Genomic DNA, 13,779 nt, shown 5'->3' with positions numbered 1-13,779 from the left:
AAAAAAAAAAAAAAAAAAAGCCCCCCCCCCCCCCCCGCTTAAAAACGGGTAAATTTAGAGCCTAAATTTTAAAATTTCGTCGCCAAAATTCCACGCTCTTCATCTATGAAATTCCGCGCGCTGTATTTTATCGCGACAGATTTACGGCAAAATTTAAAGATAAACCGTCCGCATCGCATCGCCGAAATTCCGTGCGCAGTTTCGCGCACGAAGGCGGTAAAATTTAGAAATTTTAACCAAACTTTCGCTATCATCACCGCTTAAATTTCACCCAAAGGAAACCGATGTTTGAATGGATCGCCTCACCCGAGGCATGGATCAGCCTGGCGACGCTCACGGGGCTTGAGATCGTGCTTGGTATCGACAATATCATCTTTATCGCGATTTTGTGCGGCCGCTTGCCCGAGGCACAGCGCGGACGCGCCCGTATAATGGGGCTTGCGCTTGCGATGTTCACGCGCATACTGCTACTTCTTAGCCTAAGCTGGATCATGGGGCTAACCAAGCCGCTATTTAGCGTGCTCGCGCGCGATTTTAGCGGACGCGACCTCGTGCTGATCGGCGGCGGATTGTTTCTGCTCGTCAAATCCACGCTCGAGATCCACTCCAGCGCCACTGGCGAGGCACACGAGCGCAGCGCTAGCAGCGGCAAGGCGAGCTTCGGCGGCACGCTCGTGCAGATCGCCGTTTTAGACATCATCTTTTCGCTCGACAGCGTCATCACCGCCGTGGGCATGGCGCAGCACCTACCTGTGATGATCCTCGCAGTGATCATCGCCGTGGGCGTGATGATGCTCGCTAGCGGCGCGATCGCGCGCTTCGTGGACGCAAACCCGACGATCAAAATTTTAGCGCTTGCATTTTTGATTTTGGTAGGCGTCTCGCTGATCGCCGACGGGCTGGGCTTTCACATACCTAAGGGCTACATCTACTTCTCGATGGCGTTTTCGCTGCTTGTTGAGCTCATCAACATCCAGATCCGCAAAAAATCCGCCGCGAAATAGGCGGGGCAAAATTTTGCGAGATCTAAAAGGCGCTCATGGGGTTTTCTAAATTTCTTTCGCCGCGACGTATCAAGCTTGCTCGCGGCACGGCCAGGGATTTCAAGCTTGAGCCCGCGGCTGCAGACGCGGCGAAATTTAGCTTTACGCTGGAGCGCTTGCGCTTTGCGGGAAATTTAGACTTAAAGCGCGACGGACTTTATCTGCCGATACGCGAGGGCGACGAGCTGGCGGTGATATATGAGGCTTCGAGCTTAAATTCCAGCCGCGAAGCTTTGAGGGGCTTGAATTCCTGCCGCAGCGCTTTAAGCGGCGCCGATTTAAGCGGCGAAAACTCCGCGCCGCGCTCTAGCTGCGAAACTCCAAATAGCAAAAATTCCACCGCCGCAAATTTAGACTGCGATGCACATAGCGATACCGCGGCAAGTGCACGTCAAAATTCTGCGGTATCTGATTTAGTGGGCAAAGATCGCAGCGGTATAAATTCCGCCGCTTTGAGCCTGATCCACGAAGGCTTTAACGAGCAGGCGAACGCTAATACGGAACTTTATACTTCGAGTTTGAATTGCAAAGATTTAAGCGGCTCCCTCTCTTTAAATTCTACTTGCGAGAGCCGTGACGGCGCTTCGGTAAACTCCATTGCTTCCGCCCTTCCACTAGATTTCGTTAATCTAAGCCTAGGCGCGCAGCGCTGGAAGGACGCTGGTAGCACGGCGCTCGCCGCAATATTTGCAGCCTTCGGCGTAGCGCTGACCGCGATGAGCATCTACTGCATAATCTTTATCTTTGATGCAAGGGCTCCTGCCGGACTGCTAGCCCTGCTCATCCTCGCGCCTTTTGCGTATTGCAGCTTTAGGTTTATGCGAAGAGACTGGCGCGCCGCAAAGTTCGGGCACATATTCGCAGCGCTTCCGCACTTCAAAGAGCCCAAGCGAAGCGGCGAAGCGGAGGGCTATGCTAGCGGCGTGCGCGTGCTGCGAAGCGGCGACGTTTATTACTATGGCTTCGCGCTGGACGGGCTATATTTATCGGGCGATAGCAAGCGGCGTATCGTCTCTGACGCGCTACGCGCGGATCAAAATTTAGCGGAGCTTGCGGACGGCAAAAATTCTGCGAAATTTAAGAATTTAAACGCAGAAAATTCTGCGAGCGTTAAAAATTTTGCGAAATCAGCGAATTCCGCAAGCTCTGCAAATTCTACTAACGCAGCAAATTCTATAAATTCCGCCCGCTCCGCCGAAGTTTCGGCGCCCGCTAAGACAAAGAACGCCTCGCAGAGCTTTGAGCTGCAAAACGGCGATATTCTTCGCGCCCGCTACAAAGACTACCGCGTAAGCGGGCTGTGGAATAAAAGCCGCGGCAGCGAGCTCGGCGATACGCGCAGCGGGCTTCGGCGCGTGATAGATTTTATCGCGGGCGTGGCGCTACAAATAGGTCTGCGTTTGGGCGGCGCGCTCGTGCTGACGTGGCTCGGCGATCACATCGGCGGCTCCTTCGGCAACGCCCTAAGCTTCATCGGATTTTTGCTGCTGCTTAGCCTTATGCTTTGAAAGGCGAATTTCAAACGGCATCCTCACGGAATTTTGCAACTTCAAGCAATTTCAAATTTCGGAATTTCGCAGAATTCTGCAGCGAGCGGATTCGGCTTTTAAATTAAGGGCGCAAATTCTAAATCCAAATCTCGCGCGGCGCAAATTTGCGCTATAATCTAGCGAAAATCAAAGATTTAAAGGATGCGACTTGAAAATTTTAATCTCGTTTTTGTGCTTATTAAGCTTCATGTTCGCCGAGGCAGCGCCCGCTTTGGCAGGAGGTGCAAACAGTGCTCAAAAAGATCAAAGCCTAGAAATTTTAACCGCAAATTTAAGCACGGCGCTTCAGGAGATTGACGAAGCCGGGCATCGCCCCGATGGTACGCCTTGCGAGAGCATCGTTAGGTTAAGGGCTGCGTTTATGGAGTTTTTGCAAAGCGCGGGCGAGAGCGCTCCGCAAATTTTAAAATCCTTGAGGTTCGCCCCGAATATGGCGATCTCGCAGGACGGCAAGTTTCGGGCATATTCGGTAGATATCAGCACCGGCGGCACGATGGGCGCGAGCTACGTAGCGTATCAATACGCAAACGGCGGGCGAAATTTCATTAAGGATTTTACTGGCAAAAATACGCAACAGGTGCAAGAATGCGTCCTTAGCGGTAGGCGGGATTGCGCCTGCGGCGATTGGGCAGTCGGTACCGCATGGGGCGGCGATCGAGTGATAAAAGTTTTTAAAGTTAAAGAAAATTTATATCTAGTTTACGGAGTATCAAAGGGCTCTAGCAAACTCACAAGCGATGAGCTTTGGGCGGTAGAAGCAAGCGAAGCAGGTATAAAACTGGCGAATATATTTCATTACGTCCGCTCATGCGGCGGAGATTGCGACTGCTCTAAGATGAGCTCTTTGGTGCCACCGCCGCATGACTCCGCTCGCTTCGGCATAGAATATGATTTTTTCTCATATTTAGACGGCAGCGACGAGATAAAGAATAAATATACTAAAAGAACGTTTTTGACCTTTGAAAATGGCACGTTGGGCGCTCTTAAGGTAAAATCTAGCGACAAATACCCTGACGGCGAGCTCGTCGATGAATATCGATATTTTAAATTTGACGGCGAAAAATTTACAATAGAGAGCAAAATAACTCATTGCGAGCCTGGTAAAATTATAGAGGAGTTAGTCGCACCCTCTAGCGCGCAGGAACTTTGATGAGTGCTGCGATGCTTAGCGGGTGCGCTAAATTTCAAGGCTTTGGGGTTGTAAATTTCAAGGCGCGGATTTTAATTTCAGAATTTTAAATTTTGCGGCGCAGAATTCCGTAGCATGGATTAAAATTTTAAATTTCAAAACGCGCGGAATTTCAAGGCGCGTGAAATTCAAAAGCGCAAAATCAAAAAGCGGAAATTTAAAATTTCAAATTTTACGGCGCGTGAGGTCGCAGCACGGAGCGTGAAGCTATAGTGCGCGAGGCTGTGACACGCAAAGCTGCGGCGAGCCGCCCGTCCGCTAGCCCCAAATTCTTTCGTTTAGTTTTAGGTTTTTTACGATCGCCAAAAAGTGCGAAAGCTCGCGCTTGATTAGTGCGGCAGGATCACGACGCAGCACGCTTTCGTCTATGTCGGGCTCGAAATTATCGCAGCCCGTATTTACGAAAATGTAAATTTTGCTATCTGCGAAGCTAAGGCTAACGGGCGCGGCCACGGCGCCTGCGAAGCGCAAGAGCCTCCGCATAAAGGCGGGCGTCAGAATATACATCGCGCCCGCCGCGTCTGCGGAATACACGGCGAAGGCGGCGTTAAACTCCGCATCGTCCATATCGATCTTTTTTAGCCCGAGGGTGTTCGGCGCGCCGGCGCGAGCGGGAAAGATCAGGGTTTTGGCGCTTATGCGTTTGTTAAATTCCGCGTAGAAAAAGGTGCCGAGGATTTCACTTTCCAAAATTCTATTAAACAATTTCACATCGCAAAATGCAAACTTCACGCCGTCATAAACGCCCGAGACCCTGTCGTTGCCGCCTTTGAATTTATCTAGTCGAAAAAAGAGCCCGGAGAACTTGAGTTTGGCGGGATCGATATCGCCTGAAATTTCATATCGGTAGCCGAACGCCTTAAAATAAGGCATTAGATAGTGCTCTTTAAAAGCGCGCCGAAATTTTATCGAATAATCTTGTTTAAAGCCTCTAAATAATACGAATAAGCTATAAGCAGCCAAGATTAAAGTTATAATCGCGAGTAAGATATATTTGGAAATCGTGGGGCGATTTTGTAAATTATTTAGAAATAGGCTCATAGCAAAAAGGCAGGCAGCGTAGATTATCTTAGCTTTTATGGAGCTTTCATCGCACAAAACGGCTACTATAAGAACAACCGCGAATAATCCGATAAGCGGCAACAAATCCGCCATGCCTCCTCCGTCGCGCAGTTTGTATAACAAAAACGCGCCGTAAAAGAGCATGTACGCGGCCGCTAAGATCATATTTCTTTTCGCCTTATACAAAAGCCCCAGCCTGATCTGCTCCAGCTCGCTCGCGCTCAATCGCCCCTCCAAAATTTAAACCCGATTATGGCGCTAGCGAGCTTTAAATTTGCTTAGGAACGGCGCCAAAATTTTAAAATTTAGACTTGCGTAAATTTACGGTTAAATTTTAGCGGCGGATCGTCTAAATGTAGCGAAGGCGGAATCTTGGTAGAAGTTTAAGCGGCACGAAATTTTAAAAATTCCGTGCCATAAGAGAGATAAAATTTTACGGGCGCGCTTTAAATTCGCTATAAAATTTCACTGCGCCGAGTCGTAAAATTTCGCGAAACAAACGCCGCAGGTTATGCCGCGAAATTTAGGGCGCCCAAGCGAATGCCGCGAAATTTACGGACGCCCGCGCCGCAAAAAGCGCCGCGCGGACGCCGCTAGCAAAATTTAAATTTTTCTATAAGGCGCCTGTCCGACTTCGTAGAAGTTATTGCCCTCGCTGTCGATCGCTACGATAGCCGGAAAATCCTCTACGGTAAGTCGCGCAACCGCCTCGGGGCCGAGCTCGGGGTAGGCTAGCACTTCGTACTTTTTGATACTTTGGCTGATTAACGCGCCCGCGCCGCCGATAGCGACCATATAGACGCAGCCCGATTTTTTCATCGCCTCAACGACGGCGTCGCTGCGATAGCCCTTGCCGATCATGCCGTTGATGCCTACTTCGTTTATCATCGTAGGAGTGTATTTATCCATGCGTCCGCTAGTCGTAGGTCCTGCAGCACCGATTGCCTGACCGGGTTTGGCGGGGGTCGGTCCCAGATAGTATATCGTCTCGCCCGCTAAGTTTACGGGTAGCTTCTCGCCGCGAGCGAGGGTTTCGGTTAGAGCCTTGTGCGCGGCATCGCGAGCTGCGATGATGGTGCCGCTGATTAGTACGTTATCGCCCGCCTTTAGGCTTTTTACTACGCTTTTATCAAAAGGTGCGGTAATTCTTTTAACTTCTGACATGATTTCCTCCTTATAGTTCGGCGTCGGCATGGCGAGCCGCGTGGCAGTTGATATTAACGGCGACCGGAAGTCCCGCTATGTGGGTCGGATACCACTCTACATTTACCTTAACGGCGGTATTTATGCCGCCCAAGCCCTGCGGACCGACGCCAGTAGCGCGTGCCATCTCCAGTAGCTCATCCTCTAGCTTGGCGTAGCGCTCGTCGGGATTTCTGCTGTCGATCGAGCGAACCGCGGCTTGCTTGGCTAAAAGCGCCGCCTTATCCATCGTGCCGCCGATACCGACGCCTACGACCATAGGAGGACAGGCGTTAGGACCAGCGTATTTAACAGCCTCTAAAAATACCTTTTTTACCCCCTCGATGCCGTCTGCGGGAACGAGCATTTTTAGCACCGATTTGTTTTCGCTACCGAAGCCCTTCGGGGCTACTTTGATCTTAAGCTTGTTGCCGGGGACGATGCGGGTATTGATGACCGCGGGGGTATTGTTCGTGGTGTTTTTGCGCTCAAAAAGCGGCTCTGCGACCACGGATTTACGCAGATAGCCGCCTACGTAGCCGTCCGCGACGCCTGCGTTGATAGCATCTTCCAAATATCCGCCCTCGATATGCACATCCTGACCAAGTTCGACAAAAACCACCGTCATACCGGTATCTTGGCAGATCGGCGCGACCTCTTTTGCCGCCAAATCGGCATTTTGTAAGAGCTTGCCTAAGATATCTTTGCCGATAGGCGAAGTCTCGTTCTCGCGCGCTTTCTCAAATGCTGCGCGCATGTCGGGCGTGACTTGATAACAGGCTTTTTTGCAAAGCTCGCTGACTACTTTGGTAATTTCATTCGCTTGGATCGTTTTCATGATCTCTCCTTGTATTGAAATTTTAATGGATTATATTCCGTTAAACTAAAAACTTAGTTTAAAATTTTATCTTCATTTAATAAATTTTAACAAAAGGCTAGAAAATAAGCGGTTTTTAATCTTTTTATAATAAAATATCGCTTTCCGAATTATCAAATACTAAAAATTTTGCGAAGAAATTTTAAAATCAAGGAAACCTATGAAAAAGAAAACTCTCGTGCTGCTCGTGGGCGCTTGTGTGCTTATAGGAATGATACTTTCTCTTGGGATTGCGGAGATGGTTCACCTTACGGGCACCGATAAATTCTGCGTATCCTGTCATACGATGCAGCCGATGGCAAACGCATTTCACAACGATGTTCACGGCGGCAATAACCCGCAAGGTTTCAAAGCCGATTGCGTCGCCTGTCACGTTTCTCATGAAAATACCTTTATGTATCTTTGGACCAAGGCTCTAACCTCCGCAAATGATGTCTACAAAACGGTCTTTACCGATGCCGATAAGATTGACTGGCAAGAAAAACGCAAGGAGCGAAATCATTTCGTTTATGAAAGCGGCTGCCTAAGCTGCCATCGAAATTTAAAAGAGCAGAATAATCAAGTAAATAAAGCCTGGCTCGCGCATAGGGATTATTTTGCAGGCACTACTGGCAAAACCTGCGTGCAGTGCCACGAAAACGTCGGCCACAAAAATATGGGTATAGAGATCACCAAATATTGGGATAAATATAACCGAGAAAATAACAAAACCAAGTAAAGGAGAAGCAATGCTAAAAAAAGTCGCTATTTTAATAGCCTGTATCGCATCGTTTGCGTTCGCAGAAATGCCCGCGCAGCATGCGAATATGTCCGCGTCGGACGCGAACGTAAGCAATTCCGTAAACGTTAGTCTTACGAAGAATTTAAAGGTAAATAGGCAGCTTACGCCGCTAGCTAGACGCTGCGTCGAGTGCCATGCCGAAAAAACTCCGGGCGTCGTTGCGGATTGGAAGATGAGCCGCCACGCTCACGTAGGCGTTAGCTGTACCGACTGCCACTCGCAGCCAGCAGATAGCCCTATGGCAGCTAAAGAGCCGCATCCGAAAGACACAGACAATCATATTTCGGTACTAGTTAGCCCAAAAACCTGTGCTAAATGCCATAGTAACGAGGTTAAAGATTTTGAAAACAGCGGTCACGCAAGAGGCGCTATGCAGATGCAAGCCAACAAAGGAATAGTTGATCTAATGTATCACTATGAAGGACGTGATATCCCTGATCTTAAACATGCGCCTGATATTACCGGTTGCTCTCAATGCCACGGTAGCGTCGTTAAAATGGATGAGCATAACAAGCCTACCAAAGAGACCTGGCCCGTTTACGGCATTGGTACGGTTTATCCGGACGGTAGCGTAGGCGGATGCAAATCATGCCACTCGGGTCATAAATTTTCGATCGCCGAAGCTCGTAAGCCTGCCGCTTGCGCATCTTGCCACTTAGGACCTGATCATCCGGATATCGAAATTTACAACAACTCAATGCACGGACACGTATTTAACGCTGAAGGCAATGAGTGGAAATTCGATAGCGCTCCTGGTACTTGGGCGGTTCCTGACTACCGCGCTCCTACATGTGCGACCTGCCATATGAGCGGCGGTGTGGGCGATCTAAACTCCACTCACAACGTATCTCAACGCTTGAAGTGGAATTTGTGGCAGCCTAAGAGTAATCTACGAACCGGCGGTAATGAGACCGCAGTAAGCGAGTTTTTAAATACTGGCAAACTAAACGTCGGCAATCCTTTGGCGGGTAACTTAAACGGTCCTGAGGCAGCGCGTGCGGAGATGAAGCAAGTCTGCAAAGAGTGCCACGCAAGCACCCACACGAATAATTTCTTTGAGGTGGGCGATAAGCAGGTACTTCTATATAACGTTTACAACGACGAAGCGACTAAGATGCTAAAAGAGCTTAAGGAAAAGAAACTCCTAAAAGACGATCCTTGGGCGGATGCGTTCCAGCGAATCTATTATGTTTCATGGCATCACGAGGGTCGCAGAATGCGCCAAGGCGCGCTAATGGGCGGACCTGATTATTCGCATTGGCACGGCGTATTCGAGGTCAAAAATGACATCAGAGAGATGCGCGAAATCTACGAGCGCCGCATCAAAACCGGCAAGATCGAGGAATAATCCCTCTTGGTCTGCTAAATTCTGCCGGACTAAACAGATCAAGCTTATAAGCCCCCGCAGTCCGCGGGGGCTTTTTTTATTTGGATAAAATTTTGGAATTTTATTTTGTAATCCGTAAAGCCCATCTCATCTAAAATCGCCCCTAAAAGCCACTACAAAATCACTGTCTAATTATTTAAGATCATTGAAAATTTATGACGGAAGTGGCTGATAAATTAGAGTAAATTTATCTCTTTGCAATCCAAAATTAGCTACAATCGCGCATATCATTTAAAAGGAATTGTATGGACAAGCAAACGGCATTAGACTTTTTGAGACTTCATCAGCCGATGCCTGCGCAGCTTTCGGATCAGCTCGCGGCAGAGTTTCGCGCGGTACGGGAGTTTTTGCGTGATAATCCCTGCGACGAGGCGCTTGAGCCGCTTTTGCGCTCGCTAAACGAGGGCGACGGCGCAGGTGAATATCCGCTCGTGGACGAGGTGCTAGGTGCAGCGGACGATGCTGCTGCGGTAGCTGCGATTAGAGCGGTCTTGGAGGATCCGAGCACGGGCAGCGGAGCGCGATTTTGGGCGACGCTTTTTAGCGTAAATTTCATCTGCGACGAGGTGGTTGGCGCGCTCGAAGCATCGCTAAAGTACGCGAGCGAGGATATGAAGGAGTTAATTAAAGAGCAGATCGAGATGTTTCGGCAGACGCTCTAGGCTCGGAGCACGGCTTGCTTTGCCTACTGAATTACGGGCGGCGCAGTCATGAATTAAGTCAAAAAAATTAGATTGATTGTCATCTCTTCGTTCTGGATAAGAGCGGTTACCGCTTAAAATTTTACCGATAAATTTTTACCTAGCGGTGGTTATTTGCGTTAGAATTTTGCTTGCTTCTTTTGCAGCGGCGATGCACAGGCGGATCTAAAATACTTCCTAGGCGAATAAGCTTTCACGCTTTAAGCGATATTTGCACATTTGCGAGCACCGCTGATTTCAGAGTGTTATTATGTAGGTGTGTAGTGTCGATTTATGCGGCGCCATTTTGTGGGCATTTGGCGCCGCCTATTTATGGACGCTATTATGAGAGCGGTGGACGTTGTTAGCTTAAGGAGTGCTATTTAGCGCGCCCTAATGCCGCATAAATAACGCGCAGAATTTCTCGCGATTTCTCGCGCGCCCGCAGACCCGCCCCCGCTCGCTAAATTTTAAAATTTCGGCCGGCGCGCGGCAAATTTTATAAAATTTCAAAATTTCATCACGGCGCGGATTAAATTTACCGCGCCTCAAAACCTAGCCAAGATCGATCTAGCCCGCTTTTCGCTTCTTTAAATTTAAGCCCTACCCGTTTTTTAACCAAATTCATCTTTATTCATCGCAGCTTCATTTATGAATTTTATAATGCGCTCATCCAAACGAAAGTTGGAAATCAAAACAAAAGGATCAGAAATGACAAAGTTATTAGGCGCAGCGGTTTTAGGTGCGACGAGCTTACAGACTATCACGTCCAAGGAGGCTTTAGATGTCGCGGAGAAAAATTTCCCTGGCTCAAAGATCAAGGATATATCAATGGATGTTAAAAAGGGGGCGACTTTTTATGAGATAGAGTCTTTTAAAGACAATCAAAAACAAGAGATAAAGATCGATGCCGCAAGCGGACAGATCGTAAAACAAAAGGTTAAAAACAAGAAATTTATATTGCCAAACGAGGCGATAGATTTCTCAAAGTTCGCTCTTAGCATCGATGAGGCCGCAGATAAGGCGCTAGCGCTTGAGGCTGGCTGGAGCCTTGATGAAGCGGACCTTGATAATAAAAACGGCACTTGGATCTACGAGGTCGAGCTTAAAAAAGGCATGAGCGAGAAAAAGGTGATAATAAACGCTCAAACAGGCGAAATTATCGGCAACTACACGAAGTGATTTTATGCGCCCGAGTAGCTTCGGGCGCCGAAATTTAGGCAAAGGAAAAGATATGAGCAAAAATACGAATCAAAATTTAGACGATAAAACTAGCGGGCGAAATTCGGAGGAAAATTTGAGCGCGAATTTTAACGAAAATGCGGATGAAAATTTAAACGCAAGCATCGGTGTAAATTTAGACAATAGCGCGAGTGCGGTGAGCGAAAGCGCTCTAAATTTAGATGAAAACGGCGAGGAAAGTACGACCGAGAACCCGAACCGAATTTTAGATGAAAGCGCCGAGCGAAATTCCGGCGAAAGCGGGGCGGAGCAGGGCTACGAAAATTTAGATCAAAACGCGAGCAAGGCAAGCGAAAGCGCGGAAAAAATATGCGTGGGCGCCCCGAGATGCAAAGCGCAAAATTTATTTAAAAAAGCGCTCGAAATTTCGCTGCAAAGCGCAGCTGGCGCGCTAGTTTGTGCCGGCAGGGCTGGGCTGTGGCTATTGGACGCCGCAAGCGAGCTAAAAGACGAAGCGCAAAAAGCGCAGCTTTCAAAAATAAACGAGGAGCAGGCGAAATTTGACGGTGCGCAGATCATCTCGCGTGCCATTGTCAAAGATATCGTCGCCAAACGCCTAAAAACGGACGCGAGCGGGATAGAATTCGGCCAAATTTATCTAGCCAAAAGACACGCTTCGGGCTTGCGGGGCGACGAGTATTTTTATGAAGCAAAGGCTAAATCTAACGGCTTTTCGTATGATTTTAAGATCGCGGCGAGGGGCGGCGAAATTTTAAAGCTGAAAATCAAAAGTTTAATTTGATAAAATAGCGGGCAAAATTTAAAAAGGGTAAAGATGAAAATTTTAGTCGTCGAAGATGAAATTGACCTAAACAACGTGATCGTAAAGCACCTCAAAAAAAAACGGATATAGCGTTGATAGCGCGTTTAACGGCGAGGAGGCGATGGACTTTACCGCCGTGGCGCGCTACGATCTCATCGTGCTTGATATTATGATGCCCGTGATGGACGGACTTACGTTTTTGCAAAAATCGCGCGTCGCAAAGCTCGCGACACCCGTGCTGATACTGACGGCAAAGGATGAGGTGGATGATGTCGTAAAGGGGCTCGATGCGGGCGCGGACGATTATTTGGTTAAGCCCTTTGATTTTAAGGAGCTGCTGGCTAGGGTGCGCACGCTCATTCGCCGAAACAGCGGCAGCGCAGCCAATGAAATTTACGCAGGCGAGCTAAAGATAGACCTTTCTAAAAAATCCGTAGAATTGGGCGGACAAAGCATCGAGCTAACGGGCAAAGAGTATGAAATTTTAGAGTTTTTGATGCTAAATAAGGGCCGAATTTTAACCCGCGATCAGATCAAAGAGCACGTCTGGGACTTCGACTACACGGGCGGCTCAAACGTCATTGACGTGCTCGTAAAAAATATAAGAAAGAAGCTTGGCGAGTGCGAAATAATCCAAACCAAAAGAGGGCTCGGCTATGTTATTAAGGATTAAGCGGATCCTCGCAAACATACCCATTACGGCGCGCGTGACGCTTTGGTATTCGTTTTTTATCCTCGCTATCGTAGCCGCTTTAATTGCTATTTCGGCAGTCGCGGCGGATGAAATTTTTGAGGACGTAAGCCAAAAAAAGCTAGCCAAATCAGTCACCAAAATCGCCAATAATACGGAAGAATTTGAACCCTATGATGATGGGATATTTTTTATAAAATACAGCGCAAACGGCGAGCTAACGGGCAGTCTGGCGCCTAAAAATTTTGAAACTTCGCTTAAAATGGACGGCGGCGAGGTGCGGCTTTATGAAAACGGCGAAAGCCGCTTTTACTACTACGACGCTGCGACCGAGGATCGGGGGGTCTGGATCAGGGGCGTGATAAGCGCGGATGGGTTTTTTAAAAAAGAGGGGCTGTTTTTGCTCGCTCTGGCCCTGCTCGTGCCGATCCTCTTCGCCTTCGTGCTTTATGGGGGCTACAAGACGATAAAAAATGCGATGAAACCGGTCGCTGCGATGTCTAAAACCGCCCTTGAGATCGGCGCTAGCAAGGATTTTTCAAAGCGAATCGAGCTGCCTGCGGGCAAAGACGAGTTGCATGCGCTTGCGAGCGTATTTAATTCGATGCTGGACTCTCTCCAAAAGGTCTATCAAAACGAAAAGCAGCTCACCTCCGACGTCTCTCACGAGCTGCGCACGCCAGTGTCCGTCATCATGGCTGAGAGCGACTACGCCGCAAGCTATGCGCAAAATTTAAACGAAGCCAAAGAGTCGCTGGAGGTCATCGCCAGGCAGTCAAAGAAGATCGCCTCGCTGATAGATCAAATTTTGGAGCTTTCGAGGCTGGAATCGGGCGGAAATTTAACGCTAAAGCGCGTGAGCTTAAGCTCTATTTTGCAAAATCTCGCGAGGGACTACGAAAAACTGGCCGAGCTCAAAGGGATAAAATTTAGCCACGACATAGCGCCAAACGTTGAAATTTTGGGCGACGAGCTGATGATCTCGCGGCTAGCGGATAACTTTTTAAGCAACGCGCTAAAATTTGCCGCTAGCAGGATTGAGCTAAGATTAACCGCGTCCAAAGCGCACGCTCTATTATCTGTAAAAGACGACGGTGCGGGCATTTCGCAAAAAGAGGGCGAGCTAATCTGGAATAAATTTTACCAAGCCGAGGGTTCAAGAAATAAAAGCTTAAACGCAGGCAGCGGCCTTGGGCTGGCTATCGCTGCAAATATCGCCAAAATCCACGGCGCGAAGCTCGGCGTAAAAAGCGGCGAGATCGATGGCGCGGGCAGCGAATTTTGGGCGGAATTTGAGCTTTTAAAATAAATTTCGCTAAATCGCGAGAAATA

The 13,779-nt window shown here is 48.5% G+C and carries 13 protein-coding genes; 10 read left to right on the top strand and 3 right to left on the bottom strand.

The features are described 5' to 3' along the window. The first annotated feature begins 284 nt into the window (after positions 1 to 284). The 3 genes from Q0174_RS02655 (at position 285) to Q0174_RS02645 (ending at position 3,743) form a co-directional block, all read left to right on the top strand. A complete protein-coding gene (locus Q0174_RS02655; protein ID WP_295150124.1) occupies positions 285 to 1,004 on the top strand; it encodes a TerC family protein in 720 nt (239 codons plus the stop codon). A gap of 35 nt (positions 1,005 to 1,039) precedes the next feature. After that, the gene (locus Q0174_RS02650) at positions 1,040 to 2,551 is read left to right on the top strand and encodes a hypothetical protein (protein WP_298041538.1); all 1,512 of its coding nucleotides are present in this window, start codon (positions 1,040 to 1,042) and stop codon (positions 2,549 to 2,551) included. A gap of 190 nt (positions 2,552 to 2,741) precedes the next feature. Then, the gene (locus Q0174_RS02645) at positions 2,742 to 3,743 is read left to right on the top strand and encodes a hypothetical protein (protein WP_298041537.1); all 1,002 of its coding nucleotides are present in this window, start codon (positions 2,742 to 2,744) and stop codon (positions 3,741 to 3,743) included. Positions 3,744 to 4,040: 297 nt separating this feature from the next. Here Q0174_RS02645 and Q0174_RS02640 read toward each other — a convergent pair whose 3' ends face one another. The 3 genes from Q0174_RS02640 to Q0174_RS02630 all read right to left on the bottom strand — a co-directional run bounded on the left by Q0174_RS02640 (position 4,041) and on the right by Q0174_RS02630 (position 6,864). Next, positions 4,041 to 5,069, bottom strand: coding sequence for a DUF3137 domain-containing protein (locus Q0174_RS02640; RefSeq protein ID WP_298041535.1), 1,029 nt, complete (start codon positions 5,067 to 5,069; stop codon positions 4,041 to 4,043). 378 nt (positions 5,070 to 5,447) lie between these two features. Further along, a complete protein-coding gene (locus Q0174_RS02635; RefSeq protein WP_040303892.1) occupies positions 5,448 to 6,008 on the bottom strand; it encodes a Fe-S-containing hydro-lyase in 561 nt (186 codons plus the stop codon). 10 nt (positions 6,009 to 6,018) lie between these two features. Next, entirely contained in the window at positions 6,019 to 6,864 is an 846-nt protein-coding gene (locus Q0174_RS02630) for a fumarate hydratase (protein WP_298041533.1), read from the bottom strand. 199 nt (positions 6,865 to 7,063) lie between these two features. Between Q0174_RS02630 and Q0174_RS02625 the strand changes: the two genes are divergently transcribed. The 7 genes from Q0174_RS02625 (at position 7,064) to Q0174_RS02595 (ending at position 13,756) form a co-directional block, all read left to right on the top strand. Further along, positions 7,064 to 7,621 (top strand): NapC/NirT family cytochrome c, encoded by a 558-nt coding sequence (locus tag Q0174_RS02625; protein WP_291940163.1) that lies wholly within the window; start codon positions 7,064 to 7,066, stop codon positions 7,619 to 7,621. Positions 7,622 to 7,631: 10 nt separating this feature from the next. Continuing rightward, positions 7,632 to 9,032, top strand: a complete 1,401-nt coding sequence (locus tag Q0174_RS02620) for a multiheme c-type cytochrome (protein ID WP_298041531.1) — start codon at positions 7,632 to 7,634, stop codon at positions 9,030 to 9,032. 284 nt (positions 9,033 to 9,316) lie between these two features. Continuing rightward, positions 9,317 to 9,733, top strand: a complete 417-nt coding sequence (locus tag Q0174_RS02615; protein WP_298041529.1) for a hypothetical protein — start codon at positions 9,317 to 9,319, stop codon at positions 9,731 to 9,733. A gap of 729 nt (positions 9,734 to 10,462) precedes the next feature. Then, positions 10,463 to 10,933, top strand: coding sequence for a PepSY domain-containing protein (locus Q0174_RS02610; protein WP_298041528.1), 471 nt, complete (start codon positions 10,463 to 10,465; stop codon positions 10,931 to 10,933). 52 nt (positions 10,934 to 10,985) lie between these two features. Then, positions 10,986 to 11,735 (top strand): hypothetical protein, encoded by a 750-nt coding sequence (locus Q0174_RS02605; RefSeq protein WP_298041526.1) that lies wholly within the window; start codon positions 10,986 to 10,988, stop codon positions 11,733 to 11,735. A gap of 142 nt (positions 11,736 to 11,877) precedes the next feature. Continuing rightward, positions 11,878 to 12,429, top strand: coding sequence for a response regulator transcription factor (locus Q0174_RS02600; protein WP_298041525.1), 552 nt, complete (start codon positions 11,878 to 11,880; stop codon positions 12,427 to 12,429). Then, complete coding sequence (locus tag Q0174_RS02595; protein ID WP_298041523.1) at positions 12,413 to 13,756, top strand: HAMP domain-containing sensor histidine kinase; 1,344 nt, start codon at positions 12,413 to 12,415, stop codon at positions 13,754 to 13,756. Before Q0174_RS02600 ends, Q0174_RS02595 begins: the two co-directional genes overlap by 17 nt. Positions 13,757 to 13,779: the final 23 nt, after the last annotated feature.

This window comes from uncultured Campylobacter sp., from assembly GCF_937996225.1.
GTDB lineage: Bacteria > Campylobacterota > Campylobacteria > Campylobacterales > Campylobacteraceae > Campylobacter_B.
Note: the sequence above shows the minus strand (reverse complement) of the source record. Positions and strands in the feature narration are given on the sequence as shown.